Raw genomic sequence first — 23,327 nt, forward strand, 5'->3', positions numbered from 1 at the left:
CGGCCGCGCCCGCCCGACCCGCGCCCACCCAGCCGCGCCCGCCCGACCTGCGCCCGCCGATACGGTGGGTCGATGAGCATCTCACTCCCCGGCCGCACCGTCGTCTTCGACTACGGCGAGGTGATCGCGCGGTTCCCCGACGACGCGTCGCGCCGCCGCCTCGAAGAGCTCGCGGGCGTCGACCCGGACGTGCTCTGGCCCAGCTACGGTCGCCACCGCCACGCCCTCGACCGCGGCACGCTCAGCGCCGGGGCGTACTGGCGGGCCATCGCGGCCGACACCGGCGCCGACTGGACCCGCACCCGCGTGCACGAGCTCTGGGCCGCCGACTTCCCGTCGTGGTTCGTGCCCGAGCCCGGCACGCTCGAGGTGATCGCCGACCTGGCCGACGGCGGCACGCGACTGGCGATCCTCTCGAACGCCGGTCTCGACTTCGCGTCGCCGTTCCGCCACTCGCCCCTCGGCGAGCTGTTCGAGCAGGTCTTCGTCAGCGCCGAACTCGACGACCTCAAGCCGTCGGCCACGATCTTCGAGCACGTCCTCGCCGAACTCGGAACAACGGCCGCCGACACGGTGTTCATCGACAACAGGTCCGACAACGTCGAGGCCGCCCAGGCGCTCGGGATCATCGGGCACCTGTTCACCGGGCCCGAGCCGCTCCGACGCTTCGTCGAGGGGCTCGCGACCCTCCCCACCGAAAGGCGATGACCACACTCGTGACGAACGCAGCACAGACGGCACCCGCCCCCACGACCCCCTCCGACTCCCCCGTCGGTCTCTTCGACCCCATCACCCTGCGCGGCCAGGCCTTCCGCAACCGCCTCTGGGTCGCGCCGATGTGCCAGTACTCGGCCGAGCTCGAGGACGGCGTCCCCACCGACTGGCATCTCGTCCACCTGGGCTCGCTCGCCCGAGGAGGCGCGGGTGCGGTCATCGCCGAGGCCACGTCGGTCACGCCCGAGGGTCGCATCTCGCCGCAGGACCTCGGTCTCTGGAACGACGCCCAGGTCGAGGCGTTCCGCCCGATCACGTCCTTCATCCGCTCGCAGGGTTCCGTGCCCGGCGTCCAGCTCGCGCACGCCGGCCGCAAGGCCTCGACCTTCCGCCCGTGGAGCGAGACGCAGGGCACCGTCCCCGCCGAGCAGGGCGGCTGGACCACGGTCGCTCCGTCGGCCGTCGCCTTCGAGGGCTACGACGAGCCCGTCGCGTTGACCACCGAGGCGGTGAGCGACCTCGTCGAGGCGTTCCGCGTCGCCGCGCGCCGCTCGATCGACGCCGGCTTCGAACTGATCGAACTGCACGCCGCCCACGGCTACCTGCTGCACCAGTTCCTCTCGCCGCTGAGCAACTCGCGCGACGACCAGTACGGCGGGTCGCTCGAGAACCGTGCGCGCTTCCTGCTCGAGGTCGTCGCGGCCGTCCGGGCCGAGGTCGGCGACGAGTACCCGTTGCTCGTCCGTTTCTCGGCCACCGACTGGGCCGACGGCGGCTGGGACGAGGACGACACCGCCACCGTCGCGGCCTGGGCGCACGAGGCCGGCGCCGACCTGTTCGACATCTCGACCGGCGGCCTCGTCGCCGGCGTGAGCATCCCCGTGGGCCTCGGCTACCAGGTGCGCTTCGCCGAGCACGTCCGGACGCAGGGCCGCGTCGAGACCGGGGCCGTCGGCCTCATCGTCGGCGCCGAGCAGGCGAACGAGGTCGTGGCCAGCGGCCAGGCCGACGTCGTGCTGATGGCGCGCGAGTTCCTGCGCGACCCGCACTTCCCGCTCCGCGCCGCGGCCGAGCTCGGGATCGAGCTCGACTACACGCCGCCGCAGTACCAGCGGGCACCGTTCCGCGCGCACTGAACCGGGCGCGGCCGGCCGAGCACGGCCAGCCGCCCGGGGGCCGTGACGGTCCCGGACGACGCGACCCGCGCCTCCTCACCCCTCGGGGTCAGGAGGCGCGGGTCGCGTCGTCTGCGCGGGCTCGCTCAGCGACGCCGGGTCGCGTCCTGGACCTCGCCGATCAGCTCTTCGAGGATGTCCTCGAGGAACAGCACGCCGCGCGTGGCACCGGTCTCGTCGAACGAGCGGGCGACGTGGACTCCGCTGCGGCGCATGGTCGCCAGGGCGTCCTCGAGTTCGGTCCCCTGGAAGATCGAGATCAGCTGACGGATGCGCTTCGGCGGCACCGGGTCGGCGAACTCGTCCTCGTCGAGGTCGATGACGTCCTTGAGGTGCAGGTACCCCGTGGGGTCGCCGCCGTCGTCGACCAGCACGTACCGCGAGAAGCCGCGTTGGGCGACCGCCCGCTCGACGTCGTGCGGCGTGGCGTCCTCGGGCAGGGTGACGAGCTCGGCCATCGGGACGGCCGTCTGCGCCACGGTCTTCTCGGTGAACTCGAACGCCGCGCGCACCGTGCCGGTCGCGTCGGTGATCATGCCCTCGCGCTGCGACTGGGCGACGATCGTCGCGACCTCGTCGACCGTGTAGGCGCTGGTCGCCTCGTCCTTCGGCTCCACCTTGAAGGCCCGCAGCACGGCGTTGGCCGAATGATTGAGGGCCAGCACGACCACGTGCAGGACGCGCGCGATCGCCACGAGCGGCGGGGCCAGCAGGAGGGCGGCACGGTCCGGGAGCGAGAACGAGATGTTCTTCGGCACCATCTCGCCGAACACGACGTGCAGGAACGACACGAGCACGAGCGTGATCACGAAGCCGACGACGCTGACCAGCTCGGGGCTGAGCCCGGTCCAGGCGAGCGGCCCCTCGAGCAGGTGGTGGATCGACGGCTCGGACACGTTGAGGATCAGCAGCGAGCAGATGGTGATGCCGAGCTGCGTCGTCGCGAGCATCATCGTCGCGTGTTCCATGGCCCACAGCGTGGTCTTCGCCGCGCGACTGCCGGCCTCGGCCTTGGGCTCGATCTGCGAACGACGAGCCGAGATGACGGCGAACTCGGCGGCCACGAAGAACGCGTTGCCGGCCAACAACACGACGAGCCAGACGATGCCCCACCAGTCGCTGCTCATCGGGTCACCTCTTTCGTGCGGACCGCGCGACGGTCGTCCTCGACGCCCGTGCGCACCTTCTCGGGCAGCACCTTCGGGTCGCGTCGGCCCGACCGGTCGCGCTCGTCACGCCCGTCGCGGCGGCCCGGCTCGGTCGCCGTGGCCTCGACCACGTCGTCGGGCGTGGGCGTGAAGCGGATGCGATCGATGCGCCGCCCGTCGAGCCGTTCGACGCGGAACGCGCCGTCGTCGGTCTCGACGACGTCGCCGACCTTGGGCAGGCGGCCCAGCTCGCTCATCAGCCAGCCGCCGACGGTCTCGTAGGGGCCGTCCTCCGGCACCTTGACCGAGGCGCGCTCGAGCAGCTCGTCGGGACGCAGCAGACCGGGGAAGGTCAGCCAGTTGCGCGACCGGACGACGTCGACCCGGCTGCGGTCGTGTTCGTCGCTGACCTCGCCGACCAGCTCCTCGATGAGGTCCTCGAGGGTGACGACGCCGGCGGTCCCGCCGTACTCGTCGACGACGACGGCCATCTGGTAGCCGCGACCCCGCACCTCGCCCAGCAGGTTGTCGAGGGTCATCGTCTCGGGGACGCGGACGGCATCGGTCAGCAAGGCGGACACGGGCACGTCGGCCCGCTTCTCGCGCGGCACCGAGACGGCCTGCTTGACGTGGACCAGGCCCACGACGTCGTCGATGCCGTCGTCGGTCACCGGGAACCGTGAGTAGCCGGTGCGTCGCGCCAGTTCGAGGACCGTCTCGGCGGAGTCGCCGCGCGCGACGGTCGAGAGCCGGGGCCGCGGGGTCATGACGTCGGACGCGGTGTGGTCGCTGAACACGAGCGTCCGGGCGAGCAGGGTCGCCGTGTCGCGGTCGAGGCTGCCCTCCGTGGCCGAGCGTCGCACCAGCGACGACAGCTCTTCAGCCGTCCGGGCACCCGACAGCTCTTCTTTCGGTTCGATGCCCATGGCGCGCAGCACGGCGTTGGCCGTGTTGTTGAGCAGGGCGACCGCGGGCTTGAACACCGTGGTGAACAAGACCTGGAACGGGATGACCAGCTTCGCCGTCTTCAGCGGCAGGGCCAGGGCGAAGTTCTTGGGCACGAGCTCGCCGATGATCATCGACAGCAGGGTCGCGACGACGATCGAGACGATCGGGGCACCGACCGCGACGACCCCCTCGGGCACGCCGACCGCGGTGAGCGGCGGCGACAGGAGGCGCGAGATCGCGGGCTCCATCGTGTAGCCGGTCAGCAGGGTCGTCAGCGTGATGCCGAGCTGGGCGCTCGACAGGTGCGTCGACGTGATGCGCAGCGCCCCGATGGTCGGGGCGAGCCCCTTCTCACCTCGGGACTGACGGGCCTCGAGGTCGGACCGGTCGAGGTTCACCAACGAGAACTCGCTGGCGACGAAGAGTCCGGTGCCCACGGTGAGCAGCAGGCCGAAGGCGAGCAGTATCCACTCGTTCACCGGGTTCCGTCACCCCGCTCGGAGGACGTGGCGCCCGAGGTCGGGAGGCGCGGCGTGCGATGGTGCGTGGGTGCGGTCGTCTGAGACGGAGGGTCATCCATAGACGGGAGATCTTACGGCACGTGCACGCTTTCCGTCGCGCGACCTCGGCCCCGTCTCACCAGCTGACGGGGAGCGCCTTGCCCTCTTCGTAGCCGGCCGCCGACTGGACGCCGACGAGCGCTCGCTCGGCGAACTCGGGGACCGACCGAGCCCCCGCGTAGGTGAAGGAGCTGCGGACGCCCGAGGTGATCATGTCGAGGAGGTCCTCGACTCCGGGACGCAGCGGGTCGAGGTAGATCTTCGACGACGAGATGCCCTCGGCGAAGAGCGTCTTGCGGGCCAGTTCGTAGGGGTCGAGGCGCTCGAAGCGACCGCGCACGGCCTTGGTCGAGGCCATGCCCCAGCTCTCTTTGTAGAGGCCGCGCTCGTCGCTCGCCAGCTCGCCCGGCGCCTCGATGGTGCCGGCGAACCACGAGCCGATCATCACCGACGACGCACCCGCCGCGAGGGCGAGCGCGACGTCGCGGGGGTAGCGCACCCCGCCGTCGGCCCAGACGTGCGCGCCGAGGGCACGGGCGGTGGCGGCCGTCTCGAGCACGGCCGAGAACTGGGGGCGGCCGACGGCCGTCATCATGCGGGTGGTGCACATGGCGCCCGGCCCGACGCCGACCTTGACGATCGAGGCGCCGGCCGCGACGAGGTGGCGGACGGCCTCCTCGGTGACCACGTTGCCGGCGACGATCGGCAGGCCCAGGCCGAGGGCCGAGACCGCCTTGACGGCCCGGATCATGCCGTCCTGGTCGCCGTGGGCCGTGTCGATCACGAGCACGTCGACGCCCGCGGCGGCGAGTGCCCTCGCCTTGCCGGCGACGTCGCCGTTGATGCCGACCGCCGCGGCGACGCGCAACCGGCCGTCGGCGTCGACCGCGGGCTGGTAGATCGTCGACCGCAGCGCGCTCTTGCGGCTCACCGTGCCGACGACCCGACCGTGCCGCAGCACGGGCGCGAAGTGGATGTCGGCCGCGACCATGCGGTCGAAGGCGTCGCGGGGGCTGTCGACGTCGTCCGCGTCGAGCGAGGTCAGGGCGCCGTGCAGCAGGTCGCCGAGCACCGCGTCCCGCGGGGCCGTGACCAGGCGCGAGGTGGCGATGCAGCCGAGGTACGCCCCCGTGCCGTCGTGCAGGACGATGCCGTGGCCCTCGACGGCCGGGACGACGGAGAGCGCCTGCTCGACGGTCTGCCCCGCGTCGAGCGAGTACGGCGTGTCGTAGTCGACGGGCTGGTCCTTGACCCAACGGATCGCGGCGTCGAGGTCTTGCAGGTGCATGTCCTGCGGCAACACGCCGAGGCCGCCCCGACGCGCCAGCGTCGCCGCCAGGCGCGGGCCCGTGACCGAGTTCATGTTGGCCGACACGATCGGGATCGTGGCACCGGTGCCGTCGCCCGGGGAGAGGGACACGTCGAGCCTGCTGGTGATCGACGACCGGCTCGGGACGAGGAACACGTCGGAGTAGGTCAGATCGTGCGTGGGGGTCGTCTCGTAGAACCGCATGGGTCCACGGTAATCCCTGTGAGTCGTCCCGCCGAGGACCGGCCGTTTGCGCTTAAGGTGGAGGGGGTGGGCGTCGCAGCCCACGCACTGATCAACAATCAACGGAGAGTGGGCGATCGGCTGTGTCAAGCCACGTGACCGGTACAACTGACGACGGCGCTGCAGCCGAGTTCGGGGCCAACGAGTGGCTCGTCGACGAGCTCTACGAGCAGTGGGTGGTCGACAAGAACTCGGTCGACGAGTCGTGGTGGCCGATCCTCGAGGCCTACACGCCGCCCGAGGGCGGATCAGCCCCCACGTCGCCCACCGCACCGTCCGTCGAGACCGCACCCGCGCCTCCTGCGTCGTCCGCTGCCGCTCCGGTTGCCGAGGCGACGGCACCCGCCGCCGCTGCGACCGCCGGCCAGAAGGCCGCCGCGCGCACCACCTCGGTCGAGCCGGCGGCGAAGCCGATCCCGGCCCAGGTGCCCGACAAGGCCAAGGCGAAGCCCGCCTCGGCCGGCGAGCAGCCCACGCCCGAGGCCGAGAACGTGGTCTCACCGCTGCGCGGCATGGCCAAGTCCCTCGCCACGAACATGGACGCCAGCCTCACCGTGCCCACCGCGACGAGCGTCCGCACGATCCCGGCGAAGCTGATGATCGACAACCGCATCGTCATCAACAACCACCTCAAGCGCGCCCGCGGCGGCAAGGTGTCGTTCACCCACCTGATCGGTTGGGCCCTGGTCCAGGCCCTGAAAGAGTTCCCCAGCCAGAACGTCTTCTACGACGAGGTCGACGGCAAGCCGTCGGTCGTCACCCCCGCGCACGTCAACCTCGGCCTCGCGATCGACATCCCGAAGCCCGACGGCACCCGGGCCCTGCTCGTTCCCGGCATCAAGAAGGCCGAAGAGATGCACTTCGGCGAGTTCCTGACCGCCTACGAGGACATCGTCAAGCGCGCCCGCGACAACAAGCTCGCCGCGGCGGACTTCCAGGGCAACACGATCTCGCTGACCAATCCCGGCGGCATCGGCACCGTCCACAGCGTGCCCCGCCTGATGAAGGGCGCGGGCGCCATCATCGGCGCCGGTGCACTCGACTACCCGGCCGAGTTCCAGGGGTCGGCCTCGAAGACGCTCGTCGAGCTGGGCATCGGCAAGACCATCACGCTCACCAGCACCTACGACCACCGGGTCATCCAGGGGGCGGGCTCGGGCGAGTTCCTCAAGAAGGTGCACGAACTGCTGATCGGGCAGCGCGGCTTCTACGAGGACATCTTCGCGGCGCTGCGCATCCCCTACGAGCCGATCCACTGGAACGCCGACATCAACGTCAACCTGGCCGAGCGCGTCAGCAAGACGGCCCGCGTCCAGGAGCTGATCAACAGCTACCGCGTGCGCGGCCACCTGATGGCCGACATCGACCCGCTCGAGTACCGCCAGCGCACGCACCCCGACCTCGCGATCGAGAGCCACGGGCTCACCTTCTGGGACCTCGACCGCGAGTTCGTCACCGGTGGCCTGGGCGGCCGCACCCACGCCCTCTTGCGCGACATCCTCGGCATCCTGCGCGACTCGTACTGCCGCACCATCGGCGTCGAGTACATGCACATCCAAGATCCCGCGCAGCGCAAGTGGATCCAGGACCACCTCGAGGTGCCCTACACGAAGCCCTCGCACGACGAGCAGATGCGCATCCTCGCGAAGCTCAACGAGGCCGAGGCCTTCGAGACCTTCCTGCAGACGAAGTACGTCGGCCAGAAGCGCTTCAGCCTCGAGGGCGGCGAGTCCACCATCTCGCTGCTCGACACGGTCATGCAACACGCCGCCCGCGAAGGCCTCGACGAGGTCGCCATCGGCATGGCCCACCGCGGCCGCCTCAACGTGCTGACGAACATCGCCGGCAAGACCTACGGTCAGATCTTCCGCGAGTTCGAGGGCACGCAAGACCCCAAGACCGTGCAGGGCTCGGGCGACGTCAAGTACCACCTCGGCACCGAGGGCGAGTTCACGAGTGCCGTCGGCGAGACCATCCCCGTGTACCTGGCCGCGAACCCGTCGCACCTCGAGGCCGGCGACGGCGTGCTCGAGGGCATCGTGCGCGCCAAGCAGGACCGTGGGACGCCCGGGGCCTTCAGCACGTTGCCGATCCTGATCCACGGTGACGCGGCGATGGCCGGCCAGGGCGTCGTGGTCGAGACGCTGCAGATGTCGCAGCTGCGCGGTTACCGCGTCGGCGGCACCATCCACATCGTCATCAACAACCAGGTGGGCTTCACCACCCCGCCGTCCGAGTCGCGCACGTCGGTGTACTCGACCGACGTCGCCAAGACGATCCAGGCTCCGATCTTCCACGTGAACGGCGACGACCCCGAGGCCGTGGCCCGCGTCGCCGAGCTCGCGTTCTCGTACCGTCAGCAGTTCAAGCGCGACATCGTCATCGACCTCGTGTGCTACCGCCGACGCGGTCACAACGAGGGAGACGACCCCTCGATGACACAGCCGCTGATGTACAACCTCATCGAGCAGAAGCGCTCGGTGCGCACCCTCTACACCGAGGCCCTCGTCGGCCGTGGCGACATCACGCAGGACGAGTACGACGGCGCCCACCGGGACTTCCAGGAGCGCCTCGAGCGCGCCTTCGCCGAGACGCACGCCGCGCAGACCGGGTCGATCCCCGTCGTGACGAACGACGACGGCGACGTCGCCGACCTCGAGCGTCCCGTGGCCCAGCAGGACGACGCCCGGGGCGAACCCGAGACCACGGGGGTGTCGCTCGAGCTCGTCCACGACATCGGTGACGCCCACGACAACCCGCCGGCCGGGTTCTCGGTCCACCCCAAGCTGCAGCAGCTGCTCAAGAAGCGCGTCGACATGAGCCGCAACGGCGGCATCGACTGGGCCTTCGCCGAGCTGCTGGCCTTCGGCTCGCTGCTCACCGAGGGCACTCCCGTGCGCCTCGCGGGCCAGGACAGCCGACGCGGCACCTTCGTGCAGCGGCACTCGGTGCTGCACGACCGTGAGAACGGCCAGGAGTGGCTGCCGCTGCAGAACGTCGCCGACAACCAGGCGAAGCTCTGGATCTACGACTCGCTGCTCAGCGAGTACGCGGCCATGGCGTTCGAGTACGGCTACTCGGTCGAGCGGGCCGACGCGCTCGTGCTGTGGGAGGCGCAGTTCGGCGACTTCAGCAACGGCGCCCAGACGGTCATCGACGAGTTCATCTCGTCGGCCGAGCAGAAGTGGGGTCAGCGCTCGAGCGTCGTGCTGTTGCTGCCGCACGGCTACGAGGGGCAGGGCCCCGACCACTCGTCCGCCCGCATGGAACGCTTCCTGCAGCTCTGCGCCGAGGACAACATGACGATCGCGCGGCCGTCGACACCCGCGTCGTACTTCCACCTGTTGCGTCGTCAGGCCTACGCCCGCCCGCGTCGTCCGCTCGTGGTCTTCACCCCGAAGGCCATGCTGCGGTTGCGTGGAGCGACCAGCGGGGTCGACGCCTTCACCTCGGGTCGCTTCGAGCCGGTGCTCGACTGCACGCGGGTCTCCGAGCCCGAGTCGACCAAGCGCGTCGTGCTGCACAGCGGCAAGATCCACTACGACCTCTCGACCGAGCTCGACAAGCGGGGCGTCCAGAACGACGTCGCGCTCGTCCGCCTCGAGCAGCTCTACCCGCTGCCCCTCGACGAGATCCGCCGCGTGCTCGACCGCTACCCGTCCGCCGAGCTCGTCTGGGCGCAAGAAGAGCCCGAGAACCAGGGCGCCTGGCCGTTCGTCGTGCTCGAGCTGCAGAAGCACCTCGACCGACAGATCCGCGTCGCGTCGCGTCCTGCGTCGGCCTCGCCGGCCGCCGGCTCGAACAAGGCGAGCGCTGCGCAGCAGGCGACGCTGATCGCCGAGGCACTCGACCTGTAGACGGTCCTCGCCCGCACGACCGTGGCCGCGCCTCCTGAAGGAGGCGCGGCCACGGTCGTCTCGCGCGTCGGCAACTCAGGAGAAACGTGCCCGCCGGGGACGGCCCCGGGCTGAAGGACGGCACGAGTCCTGACGTGCCGACGCGGATCGATTCGGGGCCGCGGGACGGGCCGACGGACGGCGCTTGCACCGGCCCCGGTCCGCCCGGGTTAAGGTCAGCGCCCCGCTGTCGGCAACGCAGGACTCCTGCTGCCGCAGCGGGCGCAGACACGCCGATGTGCAACCGTTCTCCGGAATTGCCGACACACGCCTGCGACGAACGACACCCGCATCGACACCGCGCCGGCACCGGCACCGGGACCGGCACCGGCATCGGCATCGGCATCGGCATCGGCATCGGCATCGATGGTCGACCCCGGGAGCGGACCCGTGCCGCCCGTCGGCAATTCAGGACTTCTGCGCGCGCAGCACCCCGCGGGGCACGTCACGACGGCACCGGCCAGGAGTTACCGGCGCACGACGCACGAGGCACGACGCGTCACCCGCGACACGGCTGGCCGCGGAGGGAGTCGGCACCGCGGAGAGGGATCGAACCTCAGGGCTGGGCCACCGGCGGGACGGCGCGGCCAGCACCGGGAGGGCGGTCAGCGTCAGGAGGAGACGGGACCGCCGCGGTCAGATGAGCTTCGAGTAGCGGACGCCGGCCTCGTGGTAGCCGCGCTTGCGGTAGAACCGGTTGGCCGAGTCGGTCGCGGCAGCCGAGACGGCGTTGAGAACGCGCGCCTGGTGCCCGCGGGCCCAGGACTCGAAGTGCCCCAGCAGGTACGAACCGACGCCGTCGCGGCGGGCCTCGGCCGACACGACGAGCAGCAGGAGTTCGGCCGTCGGCGCGTCGTCGTTGTACGCCCACACCACGTGACCACCGGCCACGGCGGTGATGCGCCCGTCGTCGCCACGGACGACCCACGTCTCGTGCCCCGCGTCGGCCGTGAGCCGCGTCAGCCGCGCGGACAGGACGTCCGCGTCGAGCGTGTAACCGAGCAGGCCGATCAACGACACGAGGTCGTCGAGGTCGCTGGTGGTCGGGATGCCGAGGGGCTGCACCGTTGCGGTCATGCCACGACGCTAGCGCAGGGGCGAAGAGTGTGACGACCGCCCGCCGGGCCGTGGCGGACGTGCTCTTGCTTTGATCTTGACGAAGTCTTAGTATATTACCTGCAACATATTCTCACAGACAGGATCAGCCATGCACCTCTCCCCTCGTTCGCGCCGTGTCACCGCCCATCTCGCACTTCCCGTGGCCGTCGTGCTGAGCGGCATCGTCGTCGGCACCAGTTCGTACGCCGCATTCTCGGACCGGACCGACAATCCCGCCAACTCCTGGGCCAGCGGCAAGGTGGCCATCAGCGACGACGATGCCGGCGAGGCCCTCTTCGACGTCGCAGGACTGCTTCCGGGCGACTCGGGCTCCGACTGCCTCACGGTCACGACCGACACCAGTGCCGACAGCTCCGTGCGGTTCTACTCGAGCGAGTCGAGTGACGCCGACGCCCTCGCGGACCACCTCGACCTCGTCGTCGAGCGTGGCGCGGCGACGGACGACTGCTCGACCTTCGAACCCGTGGGCGCCCCCGTCCTGGACGGCAGCCTCTCCGACCTGATGGAGGTCACGTCGTTCGCCGACGGCCTGGGGCAGTGGGACGTCCCCGCCGGCTCGACCTCGTCGACGTACCGCTTCAGCTACGAGCTCGACCCCGCTGCCCCCAACACGGTGCAGGAGGCGAGCGCCATCACGACGTTCGTCTGGGAGGCGCAGAACGACTGACCTCGCAGGCGTCGGCCCCCGATACCCGCCTCCCCCGCACGGCCCCGAGACAGAGAGGACCCCGATGCCCCCACGCCTCCGTCGCTGTTCCGGCGACCTCGGTCCGCTCGTGGTGGCGACGACGGCGCGGACCGTCCTCTGGCTGGGCGTCCTGCTCGCCCTCTGGTGCGTCGTGCCCGCCGCTCTCGGCTGGCACGTCACCACGGTGGCGAGCGACTCGATGGCACCGCGCCTCCTGACCGGTGACGTCGTCGCCGCCGCCCCGATCGACGGCGACGACGTCACGCCGGGCCAGGTGCTGCTCGTCGACGACCCCGACCGCTCTGACCGGCTGCGGCTCCATCGGCTCGTCTCGCACGAATCCGGCGGGCTCCGGCTGCGGGGTGACGCCAACGCGGCCCCCGACAGCTCGCTCGTCGACGCCGAGGCCGTCCACGGGGTCGGGATCTTGCGGGTGCCCTGGGTGGGGGCGCCGGGGCTGTGGCTCCGGGGCGGCGAGGTCGTCCGGCTCGTGATGCTCGCGACCGGGGTCGCGGTCCTCGTCGGGCTGGCGCGTCTCGACCATCCGACGAGGTCGGCAACACCGTGTCCCGGCTGCGGACGACCCCGCTGGGAGGTCACCGCTCCGCCGATCGGGACGGCGGCGTCCCGGTCCGCCTCGCCGACCGCCCTCGGAGCAGCGGTGCTCGTCGTCGCTTCCCTGACGGGCATGGTGCCGAGTGGCGCGGCGTTCGCGGGAGTCACCGCGTCGGGCGGTCATGCCTCGACGGCGCACTTCCCGTGCATGGCGGGGCCCCTGCTCGACGACCCCGTCCTTGCTTGGGACTTCGACGAGCCCAGAGGGGACGACTACCGTGACGCCAGTGGGCACGATCGGGCCGGGCGGGCCCTGAGCGGCGCGGTCCGGAACGACGGATCGTGCGAGGCGAACCCCTCGCTCGACCTCCGGGCGGACGACGCCCGCGTGGTGGCCGAGACCCCTGAAGCAGCGCCGTCGACGTTCTCCGTCGAGGCCTGGTTCCGCACCGACCGGCCGGGCGGGCGCATCGTGGGCTTCGGTTCGAGCGACGCCCCTGCCTCGCCGAACAAGGACCGCCAGCTGTACGTCACGGCCGACTGTCTCGTGTCGTTCGGCGTGCAGGGCTCCAACGATTTCCGGTTCGCCGTGGCGAGCCGCAGCCGGGTGGACGACGGCGAGTGGCACCACGCCGTCGGCACCTTCCGCCCCGGGGCCCTCGACCTCTGGCTCGACGGCGTCCACCAAGCCGGCCGGAGCGACAACCGGGCAGCCAAGACGTACGACGGCTCGTGGAGGGTGGGCCGCGAGTCCCTCGACCCGTGGCCCGGCCAGCCTGCCGACTACACGTTCCGGGGTGACGTCGACACGGTCCGGGTCCACGACCGGGTGCTCGACGCTCCGTCCGTCGCCGCGCACCACTCCGCCGGTCGCTGACCAGCGCCTCGACGACCGACGACCGAGGAGGTGCGGGCGGCGTCGACCGTGGAGCTCACGCCCGCGACAGACGAGGCGGGCGGCGATCCGGGTCCACGACCGCGACCGGCGAGGCGACGACTAGCGGTGGGCGGACTGCAGCTCGCGCAAGCGCGCCAACACGGTCGCACGCAGGTCTTCGGGTGCCGTCTCGCGGCAGGCCCGCTGGACGGCCTCGGTCAGCACGACGCCGACCTTGTGCTCGCCCGAGCAGTCGCCGCAGTTCGCCATGTGCTCGCGGATGTCGGCCGCGTCCTCGCGGCACAACTCGTTGTGCAGGTAATCTTCGAGCTCGGCCTTGGCCTTGGTGCAACCACAGTCGGTCATTTCTTTCCGCCCTTCGACGAGCCGACGGGAACGGCGATGCCACGATCGCGTGCGTAGTCGGCGAGGAGTTCACGGAGCAGGCGACGGCCGCGGTGCAGGCGGCTCATCACGGTGCCCACGGGGGTCTTCATGATGTCGGCGATCTCTTGGTACGAGAAGCCTTCGACGTCCGCGAAGTACACGGCCATGCGGAAGTCTTCGGGGACCTTCTGCAGGGCGTCCTTCACGGCGCTGTCGGGGAGGTGGTCGATCGCCTCGGCCTCGGCCGAGCGGGTGGAGCCGGAGGCGCGGGTCGCCGACTCGGCGCCGCCCATCTGCCAGTCTTCCAACTCGTCGATCGTGCCCTGGTACGGGTCGCGCTGCTTCTTGCGGTACGTGTTGATGAACGTGTTGGTCTGGATGCGGTAGAGCCAGGCCTTGAGGTTCGTGCCCTGCTGGAACTGCGCGAACGCCGCGTAGGCCTTGACGAACGTCTCTTGCACGAGGTCGCTCGCGTCGGCCGGGTTGCGCGTCATGCGCATCCCCGCGGCGTAGAGCTGGTCCATGAACGGCAGCGCCTGTTCTTCGAACAGGGCGCGCTTCTCGGCGTCGGCGTCGACCGCCTCGAGGGCGGCGTCGACGTCGGCCTCGGTCGGTTCGACGGCGGCGGTCGGTGTGGGCTCGTGGCCCTCGGGGGTGCTCATCAGGGCCGATTCTAGTTCGGCGACGGTGATTTCCCTCGGTGCGAGTGCGACAGGCACAGGTCCTCCAGGTTCTTGCTGCATTACTGTGGTGAACCGATGCAGGTGTACAGGTATTCCGGGCCCGAGTTCTCTCCCTACGGCGACGGGAAGGTTCCCGAGGTCGACGAGGGGCGCTGGGTCGCGCCCACCGCCTCCGGGCCGTTGCGCGCCTCCTCGTCCCTGCCCGGGTCGAAGTCCCTGACGAACCGCGAACTCGTGCTGTCGGCGCTCGCCTCGTCGCCGTCGACGCTGCGGCTGCCGCTGCACTCCCGCGACACGGCGCTCATGGTCGAGGCGCTCAAGGCCCTGGGCACGACGGTCGCCGAGTTCCCGAACGACTCCCCCTTCGGCCCCGACCTGGTCGTCACGCCCGGCGAACTGCAGGGCGGCGCGACGATCGACTGCGGCCTGGCCGGCACGGTCATGCGCTTCCTGCCCCCGGTCGCCGCACTCGCCCTCGGACCGGTCACCTTCGACGGCGACGCCGGAGCCCGCAAGCGCCCCATGCGCACGACGATCGACGCCCTGCGCTCCCTCGGCGTCGAGGTGAACGACGACGGCCGGGGCGCGCTGCCCTTCAGCCTCTACGGCACCGGCGAGGTCGAGGGCGGCGACGTCGAGATCGACGCGTCGGCCTCGAGCCAGTTCGTCTCGGGGCTGCTGCTGTCGGCCCCCCGCTTCGAGCGCGGCCTCACCCTGACCCACACCGGCGAACGCCTGCCGAGCCTGCCCCACATCGAGATGACGATCGACGCGCTCGCCCAGCGCGGGGTCGAGGTCGCCTCGCCCGCCGTCGGCACCTGGATCGTGCCGCCGACGCCGATCGCAGGGCGCGAGGTCGTCATCGAACCCGACCTGTCGAACGCGGCGCCGTTCCTCGTGGCCGCCCTGGTCGCGGGCGGCACCGTGTCCATCCCGCACTGGCCCGCCGACACGACCCAGGTCGGGGCCGACCTGATCGAGCTGCTGCCGCTCTGGGGTGCGTCCGTCACGCTCGACGGCGACACCCTCACCGTCGACGGCGGCGTGGGCCTCGTCGGCGGCGGCTCGCTGCCCGGCGTGGACGTCGACCTGTCCCGCGGTGGCGAGCTCGCCCCGGCGCTGGTCGCCCTCGCCGCCCTCGCGTCGGGCCCGAGCACGATCACCGGCATCGGCCACCTGCGCGGCCACGAGACCGACCGCCTCGCGGCCCTCGCCGCCGAGATCAACGCCCTCGGAGGCGCGGTGACCGAACTCGAGGACGGCCTGCGCATCGAGCCGTCCCCGCTGCACGCGGGCCAGTGGCGCACCTACGAGGACCACCGCATGGCGACGGCGGCGGCGATCATCGGCCTCGCGGTCGAGGGGGTCGAGCTCGACGACGTCCGGGTCGTCGGCAAGACGCTGCCGCAGTTCGTCGAGTTGTGGGACGAGATGCTCGGCCGGTCCGTCCGCCAGAGCCCCGCCGACATCGACCTGCTCGGCTTCCTCTAGGCGCCGGGCCGACGACGATGAGCGGGGCACGGCGCAGGACGAGCGGGGCACGGTCGACGATGAGCGAGGCACGATGAGCTGGTGGAGCGACGGCGACGACGCCGAGGACGAGGGCGACTACGCCCAGTACGACGAGAGCTCGGTGCGGGTGCGCCCGAACCCCAAGGGCAACAAGCCGCGCACCAAGCAGCGCCCGGCCTACGCGAACGCCGAGGAAGGCGTCGTCTGGACGGTCGACCGTGGCCGCTACGGCGTGCTGATGGACGCCGGCACCCCCGACGAACGCGAGATCACGACGGCGCGGGCCCGCGAGCTCGGCAAGAAGAGCGTCGTGACCGGCGACCGCGTCGGTGTCGTCGGGGACACGAGCGGCTCCGAGGGGTCGCTCGCCCGCATCGTCAAGGTGCACGACCGCTCGACGCTGCTGCGGCGCAGTGCCGACGACAGCGACGCCGTCGAGCGCGTCATCGTCGCCAACGCCGACCAGATGCTGATCGTCGTCGCCGCCGCCGACCCCGAGCCCCGGCCCCGCCTGGTCGACCGCTACATGGTGGCGGCGTTCGACGCGGGGGTCGAACCGATCCTGTGCATCACCAAGACCGACCTCGCCGACCCGGCACCGTTCGCGGCGCACTTCTCGTGCTTCGACCTGCGCATCGTCACGACGACCTCGACCTCGTTCGACGAGGTCGCACCCGAAGGGCAGGTCTCCCCCGCGCTCGACGAGCTGCGCGGCGTCCTCGACGGGCACGTGACCGTCACGGTCGGCCACTCGGGCGTCGGCAAGTCGACCCTCGTCAACGCCCTGACCGGGTCGCGTCGCGAGGTCGGCGTGGTCAACGCCGTCACCGGTCGCGGACGGCACACCTCGTCGTCGACCGTGTCGTTCAAGGTCCCGACCGGCGGCTGGATCGTCGACACCCCCGGCGTGCGGTCGTTCGGACTCGGGCACGTCGACCCCGAGAACATCCTCAAGTCGTTCGCGGCGCACGCGATCCCGGCCGAGGGCGATCCGGTCGACGGCATCCCGCTGGCCGAGGCCCACGACTGGGAGATCGTCGACCGCATCGAGGCCGGCGAGCTCGGCGACGTCGGCCGCGAACGGCTCGAGTCGCTGCAATCGCTGCTCGCGTCCAAGGGCGGCGTGAGCGCCCGCGACCTCGCGGCCGCGGCCGACGACGCCCGCAGCGACGAACTCGGCTAGCGCGCCGCCGCGTCGCACCGCACTCGGTCGCTCGGCGCCGGCCGATCCGCGCTGGGGCCGACCGCGCGACATCGCACCGCGTCTCGTGCAGCACACCTGGACTAGTCGCGGTGACGTGCACGAAACGCGGTGCAGTGAAGTGTGGGGCCTTTCGGTGCGGCGCCGAGCGGGGAGCGGACGCGGGGCGGGCCGGGGGCGGCGGTGAGGTGGGTGCAGGAGGTGCGGCGCGGGCCGGGGCGGCGGTGCGGTGGGTGCAGGAGGCGCGGGCCGGGTCGGCGGACAGGGCGCGGACGAGCAGGGCGGGCTGGGTACGCTGACGGGGTGACCGATGCTGCCGAGCCGACCCGCGCCTCCTCGTCCGACCGATCCACCGGGACCCCCTGGGCGGACGACCTGGCGCTCGCCCTCGAGCTGGCCGACCTGGCCGACGCGATCAGCACCGAGCGGTACCGGTCGGCCGACCTGCACGTGTCGCTCAAGCCCGACCGCTCGCACGTGACCGACGCCGACCAGGCCGTCGAGCGCGCGATCCGCGACCGGGTCGCCGCCGCGCGGCCCGACGACACCTTCTACGGCGAGGAGTACGGCCACGACGCTCCCTCGCACCGTCAGTGGGTGGTCGACCCGATCGACGGCACGGCGAACTTCCTGCGCGGGGTGCCGGTCTGGGCGGCGTTGATCTCGCTCGTCGTCGACGGGGTGCCCGTGGTGGGCGTGGTCAGTGCTCCCGCGCTCGGCCGGCGCTGGTGGGCGACGCAGGGCGGCGGGGCGTTCTCGACCGAGCACGACGGGCCGCTGCGGGTGTCGGGCGTGCGCGACCTGGCCGACGCGTCCCTGAGCTTCAACGGGCTCGAGTACTGGATCGATGCCGGGCGCCTGCCGCAGCTGCTCGACCTGACGAGCCGGGTCTGGCGGACGCGGGCGTACGGCGACTTCTGGTCGTACATGCTCGTCGCCGAGGGCGCGCTCGACGTCGCGGGCGAGTTCGACCTGCAGCCCTACGACATGGCGGCCGTGGCGGTCGTCGTCGAGGAGGCCGGCGGACGCTTCACCAGTGCCGACGGGCGGCCGGGCCCCTGGCACGGCACCGCGATGGCGACGAACGGACTGCTGCACGAGAGCGTCCTCGGGGTCGTGGCCGCGCCTCCTGCCTGATCGGCACCGGCGGCCGAGGTTCATCCCTGCGACGGAGGGCGACTCAGCCCTGCGCTTATGTTCACGCAACGTGCGGGCGGCTTGACTGGTCACACGACGTCACCGGCTCCGCACAGGGGCACCGAGCAGCTCGGGCAGGGTCGTCAGGGGCTCCGCCGCCCGTGTCCCTGCACGGGCGGCCGGGCCTCGCCAACCGCGTCACCGACCGCGTCACCAGCCGATCGAAAGGCCCATCATGTTCGTCACGCCCGCCGTCTCCGTCTCCGCCACCACCAGCACGGTCGCCGGCTCGATCGACCCCGCCTCGATCGCCCTGCCGACCACGCGTCAGGTCGACGTCACGTGCTACGTCGTCGAGGCCTTCGCCCGCCTCTGACCCGACCGCCACCCGACGGTTCGCCGCCCGACGATCCGCCGTCCGACGATCCGCCGCCCGACGGTTCGACGACCCGGGAGGCGCGTCCCCCCGAGGAGGCGCGGGTCGCCTCCCCGACAGCGGTCGCCGGCTACGAGGCCGCGGCCCCCTCGCCCACGCGCCCCTTCTTGCGGGCGCGCAAGTCCATCAGCCCGAGCACGAGCGCCACGGACACCAGGGCGATCGTGACGAAGAAGCCGTTGCGGTAGGCCTCGTGGTAGACGTCGAGGTTCGCCCCGTCCGCTCCCCCGGAGCCGGCGATGACCGAGTAGAACGTCGAGACCGCCGCCGCCGTGCCGATGGCCGTGCCGGCCCGCTGACCGACCTGCCCCATCGATCCGGCGACGCCGCCCATCTCGACGGGCACCTCGGCCAGCGTCAGCGTCTGGTTCGGCGAGATGACGAAGCCGCCGCCGGTGCCGGCGATCAGCATGCCGATGCCCATGGCGTAGGGCGTGATGTCGCGCGGGGTGAGCACGGCCGCGAGCAGCAGGGCGACGAAGCCCACCGCGACCAGGATCAGCCCGAGGACGACCAGGCTGCGGCCGAACCGGTCGACGAGGCGTCCGCCGTAGAACGCCGCGACGGCACTGGTCAGGGCGAACGGGATGGTGACCATGCCGGCGTAGACGGGTTCGAGGCCGAGCCCCTGCTGCAGGTACAGGGTCGTCAGCAGGAAGGTCGCGGGCAGGGCGCAGAAGTAGACCGTCGCGATCAGGGTGCCGTTGCGATACGACGCCAGCGAGAACAGGCTGAAGTGCACGACGGGTGACTTGCCCCGGGCCTTGTAGCGCTGCTCCCACCAGACGAACGCGGCGCCGAAGCCGACGAAGCCGATCAGGAAGAGCCAGCGCAGCGGGTCGTCGCCCTGTCCGGTGGTCAGGACGAACGGCAGCATCAGGGTGAAGATCGTCAGGCCGAGCAGCACGATGCCGAACAGGTCGAGCTCGTTGTGGCCGTTGGAGGCCGTCCGCGTCTTCGGCAGCAGCTTGAGGGCGAAGAAGATGGCGATCAGGCCGAGGGGGATGTTCATCCAGAACAGCAGGCGCCAGCCGTCCTGCGGGCCGCCGATCGCGATGAGCAGGCCACCGAGGGTCGGGCCGAACGCCGTGCTGACGCCGATGATGGCGCCGAAGAAGCCGAACGCGCGACCGCGCTCCTTGCCCTGGAAGAGCTGCTGGATGAGCCCGAGCACCTGCGGCATCTGGATTCCGGCGGCGACGCCCTGCAGGATGCGCGCGGCGACGAGCAACTCGATGGTCGGCGCGAGGGCGCAGAGCAGGCTCGCGACGGTGAACGAGGTCAGGCCGATGACGAACATCATGCGGCGCGACTTGAGGTCGCCGAGACGGCCGGACGGCACGAGCGAGAGGCCGAAGGCGAGCGCGTAGCCGGCGACGATCAGCTGCAGGGCGGTGGGGCCGGCGCCGAGCGACGCCTCGATGCTGGGCAAGCCGACGTTGACCTTCGACAGGTCGAGGATCGTCAGGGCGGCGACGCCGACGCAGACGGCGAAGGCGCGCCACTTCTGGCGTTCTTCGTCGGAGCGGGCGGCGCGACCGGACGCGGGGCGGGCGGCGTCGGCGCCTCCCGGGGCAGGGGTGTCGGATGTCTTCGTCATGGGATCGTTCCGTCATACACCGTGCACGGCCTGCAACGACGCGGGTGCCTGCGGAACGCGAGGGGCGAGGGTGCGCCGACCCGCGCCTCCCGGGCTCTGTCGGTCGGGGGAACCGAGAGCCGAGGAGGCGCGGGGGGCGACGTGGGTCAGGCCGCCTTGATCAGGCCGTTCGGGTTGAGGACGTACTTCGTGGCCGCGCCCTGGTCGAACTCGGCGTAGCCGCGCGGGGCGTCCTCGAGGCTGATCGCCTGGGCGTGGACGTTCTTCGCGATGCTCGTGCGGTCGTGGAGGATCGCCATCATCAGCTGCCGGTTGTACTTCATCACCGGGCACTGGCCCGTGGTGAACGACAGCGACTTGGCCCAGCCGGTGCCGAGGCTGAGCGACAGCGAGCCCTTCTGCGCGGCGGCGTCGATGCCGCCCGGGTCGCCGGTGACGTAGAGCCCCGGGATGCCCATGGCGCCACCGGCCGCGGTGATGTCCATCAGCGAGTTCAGCACGGTGGCCGGTGCTTCCTCGCCCGAACCGCCTCCGTGGCCCTTGGCCTCGAAGCCGACCGCGTCGACGGCGCAGTCGACGAGGGGTTCGCCGAGGATCTGGTCGATCTGCTCGCCCGGCTCGCCCTTGGTCAGGTCGACGGTCTCGCAGCCGAAGCTGCGGGCCTGGGCGAGGCGGTCGGCGTTCATGTCGCCGACGATGACGACGCTGGCACCGAGCAGCAGGGCTCCGGTGGCGGCGGCGAGGCCGACGGGGCCGGCTCCGGCGACGTAGACGGTCGAGCCGACCTCGACCCCCGCGGTGACGGCACCGTGGAAGCCGGTCGGGAAGATGTCGGACAGCATCGCCAGGTCGAGGATCTTCTCCATGGCCTGGTCGGCGTCGGGGAACTTGAGCAGGTTCCAGTCGGCGTAGGGCACGAGCACGTACTCGGCCTGGCCGCCGACCCAGCCGCCCATGTCGACGTATCCGTAGGCGCTGCCGGGGCGGTCGGGGTTGACGTTGAGGCAGATGCCGGTCTTGCGTTCCTTGCAGTTGCGGCACCGGCCACAGGCGATGTTGAACGGCACCGAGACGATGTCGCCGACCTTGATGAACTCGACGTCGGGGCCGACCTCGACGACCTCGCCGGTGATCTCGTGGCCGAGCACGAGGTTCGTCGGGGCGGTGGTGCGGCCGCGGACCATGTGCTGGTCGGAACCGCAGATGTTGGTGGCGACCGTGCGCAGGATCGCGCCGTGGTTGACCTTGCGCCCGACGTTGGCCGGGTTGACGCCGGGGCCGTCCTTGAGCTCGAAGGTCGGGTAGTCGACGTCGATGACCTCGACCTGGCCGGGGCCCTTGTAGGCGACCGCGTGATTCGTTGCCATGGTGATCCTCCTTGATCACGAGCGAGCACGGGACGTGCCCGTCGTCGGCAGGCTATTGCGCGGGTCGGGTGGTGCGCCCGAATCACAGCCAGCGTTCAGGCGGACGATCAGCGACGGGTGTCGCGGTACGGCCCCCCGCACCCCCGTTCGGGGGCCACTTCGCCGGATCGGGCAACATATGTACCCCGTCTGGCCGTCCCGTGTGTGAGTATTGGTCACGGCGCAGAGTCGCGGGGAGCCATCAGGGTGCCGGGAGGCATGGTCCGTGCGACGACTGCCGGGGTGCCTGCCGCGGTGCCCGCACCCGATCAGGACAGGACCTCAGCCACGTGGAACTCCGTGACTACATCCGCATTCTCCGCAAGGGCTGGATCTTCATCGCCGCCCTCACGCTCGTCGGCCTCGCCGCCGGGGCGCTGAGCTCGATCCTGGCCACGCCGACCTACGTGTCGTCGACCCGGCTGTTCGTCTCGGTGCAGGCGCAGGACTCGTCGACCACGGTCGACGCGGTGCAGGGCAGCAGCGCGGCCCAGCAGAAGGTCCGGTCGTACGTCGACGTCGTGACGAGCGACGCGGTGCTCGACCCGGTGATCGACCAACTCGGCCTCGACACCACGGCCGCGGGCCTCGCCTCGAAGATCACGGCCGAGTCGCCCCTGAACACCGTCCTGATCAACATCACGGTCACCGACACCGACGCCCAGCGCGCCGCCGACGTCGCCAACGCGGTGGGCGCCTCCCTCACGGACGTCGTCGTCAACGAGCTCGAGACGCCGACCGGTGGAGGCGCGAGCCTGGTCAAGATCGCGACGATCGTCCCCGGGTCGGTCGCCTCGGCACCCTCGACCCCGCGCACCACGCTGAACCTCGGCCTGGGCCTCCTGATCGGCCTCGCCCTCGGCGTCGGAGCGGCCGTGCTGCGCAGCACCCTCGACACCCGCATCCACGGGTCGCACGACGTCGAGCTCGTCACCGACGCACCCATCGTGGGTGGCATCAGCTACGACCCCGGGGCGAAGAAGCACCCGCTGATCGTGCACGTCGACCCGCGCAACCCGCGCGCCGAGTCGTTCCGCACCCTGCGGACCAACCTGCAGTTCGTCAACGTCGAGTCGGCCAGCCGCTGCTTCGTCGTCACCTCGTCGCTGCCCGGCGAGGGCAAGACGACCACGACGGCCAACCTCGCGGTGGCCCTCGCCGAGACCGGCGCCACGGTGGCCGTCGTCGACGGCGACCTCCGCCTGCCGCGCCTCGCCGACACCCTCGGGCTCGAGGGCGTCGTCGGCCTGACCGACGTGTTGATCGGTCGGGCCGACCTCCAGGACGTCCTGCAGCCCTGGGGCCGCGGCACCATGTACGTGCTGCCGGCCGGCCGCGTTCCCCCGAACCCGAGCGAGCTGCTCGGCTCGAAGGCGATGTCGTCGCTGATCGAGTCGCTGACGACGTCGTTCGACTACGTGCTGATCGACGCGCCTCCGCTGCTGCCGGTGACCGACGCGGCCATCCTCAGCAAGCTGACCGGCGGCGCGATCGTCGTGTCGGCCGCGGGCCGCACGACCCGCAACGAGCTGCAGTCCGCGTTGCGCAACCTCGAGCACATCGGCAGCAAGGTGCACGGCATCGTGCTGACGATGCTGCCGACGAAGGGGCCCGACGCCTACGGTTACGGCAACTACGGGGCGTACTACGGCATGGAGCAGGACGCACCCGAGGCGGGCGTCGGCGACCTGCCCGTGGCCCCGAAGACGAGCTCGCGCTCGGCGAAGTAGGCG

General features: G+C 71.3%; 18 protein-coding genes. 10 read left to right on the forward strand and 8 right to left on the reverse strand.

Annotation, left to right across the window (positions count from 1 at the left end; translation table 11 throughout):
• Window positions 1–72: 72 nt before the first annotated feature.
• Together ACIOSR_RS02780 and ACIOSR_RS02785 are read left to right on the forward strand one after the other, a co-directional pair.
• Window positions 73–708 (forward strand): HAD family phosphatase, encoded by a 636-nt coding sequence (locus ACIOSR_RS02780; protein WP_123570291.1) that lies wholly within the window; start codon window positions 73–75, stop codon window positions 706–708.
• On the forward strand, window positions 705–1,850 hold the full coding sequence (locus ACIOSR_RS02785) for an NADH:flavin oxidoreductase/NADH oxidase (protein ID WP_267658665.1): 1,146 nt from the start codon (window positions 705–707) through the stop codon (window positions 1,848–1,850). Before ACIOSR_RS02780 ends, ACIOSR_RS02785 begins: the two co-directional genes overlap by 4 nt.
• A gap of 125 nt (window positions 1,851–1,975) precedes the next feature.
• Here the strand turns inward: ACIOSR_RS02785 and ACIOSR_RS02790 are convergent, their stop codons facing one another.
• From ACIOSR_RS02790 to ACIOSR_RS02800, 3 genes are all read right to left on the reverse strand, one after another.
• Window positions 1,976–3,016 carry a hemolysin family protein gene (locus tag ACIOSR_RS02790; protein ID WP_056046041.1) on the reverse strand — a complete coding sequence of 347 codons (1,041 nt, stop codon included), beginning with the start codon at window positions 3,014–3,016 and terminating at the stop codon, window positions 1,976–1,978.
• Window positions 3,013–4,464: a hemolysin family protein gene (locus tag ACIOSR_RS02795; protein ID WP_173151029.1), complete on the reverse strand. Its 1,452-nt coding sequence runs from the start codon at window positions 4,462–4,464 to the stop codon at window positions 3,013–3,015. Before ACIOSR_RS02795 ends, ACIOSR_RS02790 begins: the two co-directional genes overlap by 4 nt.
• Window positions 4,465–4,621: 157 nt before the next feature.
• On the reverse strand, window positions 4,622–6,058 hold the full coding sequence (locus ACIOSR_RS02800; RefSeq protein ID WP_402751775.1) for a GuaB1 family IMP dehydrogenase-related protein: 1,437 nt from the start codon (window positions 6,056–6,058) through the stop codon (window positions 4,622–4,624).
• 122 nt (window positions 6,059–6,180) lie between these two features.
• Here ACIOSR_RS02800 and ACIOSR_RS02805 point away from each other — a divergent pair, with 122 nt between their 5' ends.
• Complete coding sequence (locus ACIOSR_RS02805) at window positions 6,181–9,954, forward strand: multifunctional oxoglutarate decarboxylase/oxoglutarate dehydrogenase thiamine pyrophosphate-binding subunit/dihydrolipoyllysine-residue succinyltransferase subunit (RefSeq protein ID WP_402751776.1); 3,774 nt, start codon at window positions 6,181–6,183, stop codon at window positions 9,952–9,954.
• Window positions 9,955–10,629: 675 nt separating this feature from the next.
• On the opposite strand, the gene ACIOSR_RS02810 is transcribed toward ACIOSR_RS02805, so the two are convergent.
• Window positions 10,630–11,070 (reverse strand): GNAT family N-acetyltransferase, encoded by a 441-nt coding sequence (locus ACIOSR_RS02810; RefSeq protein ID WP_173151032.1) that lies wholly within the window; start codon window positions 11,068–11,070, stop codon window positions 10,630–10,632.
• A 130-nt stretch (window positions 11,071–11,200) separates the two neighbouring features.
• Here ACIOSR_RS02810 and ACIOSR_RS02815 point away from each other — a divergent pair, with 130 nt between their 5' ends.
• Entirely contained in the window at window positions 11,201–11,779 is a 579-nt protein-coding gene (locus ACIOSR_RS02815) for a hypothetical protein (RefSeq protein ID WP_402751777.1), read from the forward strand.
• Between the two features lie 64 nt (window positions 11,780–11,843).
• Window positions 11,844–13,232, forward strand: a complete 1,389-nt coding sequence (locus ACIOSR_RS02820; RefSeq protein WP_402751778.1) for a LamG-like jellyroll fold domain-containing protein — start codon at window positions 11,844–11,846, stop codon at window positions 13,230–13,232.
• A 120-nt stretch (window positions 13,233–13,352) separates the two neighbouring features.
• On the opposite strand, the gene ACIOSR_RS02825 is transcribed toward ACIOSR_RS02820, so the two are convergent.
• Window positions 13,353–13,598, reverse strand: a complete 246-nt coding sequence (locus ACIOSR_RS02825) for a zf-HC2 domain-containing protein (protein WP_043593711.1) — start codon at window positions 13,596–13,598, stop codon at window positions 13,353–13,355.
• A complete protein-coding gene (locus ACIOSR_RS02830) occupies window positions 13,595–14,281 on the reverse strand; it encodes a sigma-70 family RNA polymerase sigma factor (RefSeq protein WP_082460271.1) in 687 nt (228 codons plus the stop codon). Before ACIOSR_RS02830 ends, ACIOSR_RS02825 begins: the two co-directional genes overlap by 4 nt.
• Before the next feature lie 96 nt (window positions 14,282–14,377).
• Between ACIOSR_RS02830 and aroA the strand changes: the two genes are divergently transcribed.
• The 4 genes from aroA (at window position 14,378) to ACIOSR_RS02850 (ending at window position 18,528) form a co-directional block, all read left to right on the forward strand.
• On the forward strand, window positions 14,378–15,793 hold the full coding sequence (gene aroA / locus ACIOSR_RS02835; protein ID WP_402751779.1) for a 3-phosphoshikimate 1-carboxyvinyltransferase: 1,416 nt from the start codon (window positions 14,378–14,380) through the stop codon (window positions 15,791–15,793).
• 73 nt (window positions 15,794–15,866) lie between these two features.
• The gene (gene rsgA / locus ACIOSR_RS02840; protein WP_402751780.1) at window positions 15,867–16,997 is read left to right on the forward strand and encodes a ribosome small subunit-dependent GTPase A; all 1,131 of its coding nucleotides are present in this window, start codon (window positions 15,867–15,869) and stop codon (window positions 16,995–16,997) included.
• 393 nt (window positions 16,998–17,390) lie between these two features.
• Window positions 17,391–18,152 (forward strand): inositol monophosphatase family protein, encoded by a 762-nt coding sequence (locus tag ACIOSR_RS02845; protein WP_207114183.1) that lies wholly within the window; start codon window positions 17,391–17,393, stop codon window positions 18,150–18,152.
• 235 nt (window positions 18,153–18,387) lie between these two features.
• Window positions 18,388–18,528, forward strand: coding sequence for a hypothetical protein (locus tag ACIOSR_RS02850; RefSeq protein WP_402751781.1), 141 nt, complete (start codon window positions 18,388–18,390; stop codon window positions 18,526–18,528).
• A gap of 130 nt (window positions 18,529–18,658) precedes the next feature.
• Here ACIOSR_RS02850 and ACIOSR_RS02855 read toward each other — a convergent pair whose 3' ends face one another.
• Window positions 18,659–20,188, reverse strand: coding sequence for an MFS transporter (locus ACIOSR_RS02855; protein WP_402751782.1), 1,530 nt, complete (start codon window positions 20,186–20,188; stop codon window positions 18,659–18,661).
• Between the two features lie 146 nt (window positions 20,189–20,334).
• Window positions 20,335–21,555, reverse strand: coding sequence for a formaldehyde dehydrogenase, glutathione-independent (gene fdhA / locus ACIOSR_RS02860; RefSeq protein WP_056046055.1), 1,221 nt, complete (start codon window positions 21,553–21,555; stop codon window positions 20,335–20,337).
• 329 nt (window positions 21,556–21,884) lie between these two features.
• On the opposite strand from fdhA, the gene ACIOSR_RS02865 reads away from it, so the two are divergent.
• Window positions 21,885–23,324, forward strand: coding sequence for a polysaccharide biosynthesis tyrosine autokinase (locus ACIOSR_RS02865; RefSeq protein ID WP_056046057.1), 1,440 nt, complete (start codon window positions 21,885–21,887; stop codon window positions 23,322–23,324).
• The last annotated feature ends 3 nt before the right edge of the window (window positions 23,325–23,327 follow it).

The organism is Frigoribacterium sp. NPDC087798 (assembly GCF_044742985.1).
Taxonomy (GTDB): Bacteria; Actinomycetota; Actinomycetes; order Actinomycetales; family Microbacteriaceae; genus Frigoribacterium.

What these genes read in the sequence shown, in the direction of transcription:
- ACIOSR_RS02780 (WP_123570291.1), top strand. Translation starts at nt 73, where the DNA reads ATGAGCATCTCACTCCCCGGCCGCACCGTCGTCTTCGACTACGGCGAG.
- ACIOSR_RS02785 (WP_267658665.1), top strand. Translation starts at nt 705, where the DNA reads ATGACCACACTCGTGACGAACGCAGCACAGACGGCACCCGCCCCCACG.
- ACIOSR_RS02790 (WP_056046041.1), bottom strand. Translation starts at nt 3,016, where the DNA reads ATGAGCAGCGACTGGTGGGGCATCGTCTGGCTCGTCGTGTTGTTGGCC.
- ACIOSR_RS02800 (WP_402751775.1), bottom strand. Translation starts at nt 6,058, where the DNA reads ATGCGGTTCTACGAGACGACCCCCACGCACGATCTGACCTACTCCGAC.
- ACIOSR_RS02810 (WP_173151032.1), bottom strand. Translation starts at nt 11,070, where the DNA reads ATGACCGCAACGGTGCAGCCCCTCGGCATCCCGACCACCAGCGACCTC.
- ACIOSR_RS02815 (WP_402751777.1), top strand. Translation starts at nt 11,201, where the DNA reads ATGCACCTCTCCCCTCGTTCGCGCCGTGTCACCGCCCATCTCGCACTT.
- ACIOSR_RS02820 (WP_402751778.1), top strand. Translation starts at nt 11,844, where the DNA reads ATGCCCCCACGCCTCCGTCGCTGTTCCGGCGACCTCGGTCCGCTCGTG.
- ACIOSR_RS02825 (WP_043593711.1), bottom strand. Translation starts at nt 13,598, where the DNA reads ATGACCGACTGTGGTTGCACCAAGGCCAAGGCCGAGCTCGAAGATTAC.
- ACIOSR_RS02830 (WP_082460271.1), bottom strand. Translation starts at nt 14,281, where the DNA reads ATGAGCACCCCCGAGGGCCACGAGCCCACACCGACCGCCGCCGTCGAA.
- aroA (WP_402751779.1), top strand. Translation starts at nt 14,378, where the DNA reads ATGCAGGTGTACAGGTATTCCGGGCCCGAGTTCTCTCCCTACGGCGAC.
- rsgA (WP_402751780.1), top strand. Translation starts at nt 15,867, where the DNA reads ATGAGCTGGTGGAGCGACGGCGACGACGCCGAGGACGAGGGCGACTAC.
- ACIOSR_RS02850 (WP_402751781.1), top strand. Translation starts at nt 18,388, where the DNA reads ATGTTCGTCACGCCCGCCGTCTCCGTCTCCGCCACCACCAGCACGGTC.
- ACIOSR_RS02855 (WP_402751782.1), bottom strand. Translation starts at nt 20,188, where the DNA reads ATGACGAAGACATCCGACACCCCTGCCCCGGGAGGCGCCGACGCCGCC.
- fdhA (WP_056046055.1), bottom strand. Translation starts at nt 21,555, where the DNA reads ATGGCAACGAATCACGCGGTCGCCTACAAGGGCCCCGGCCAGGTCGAG.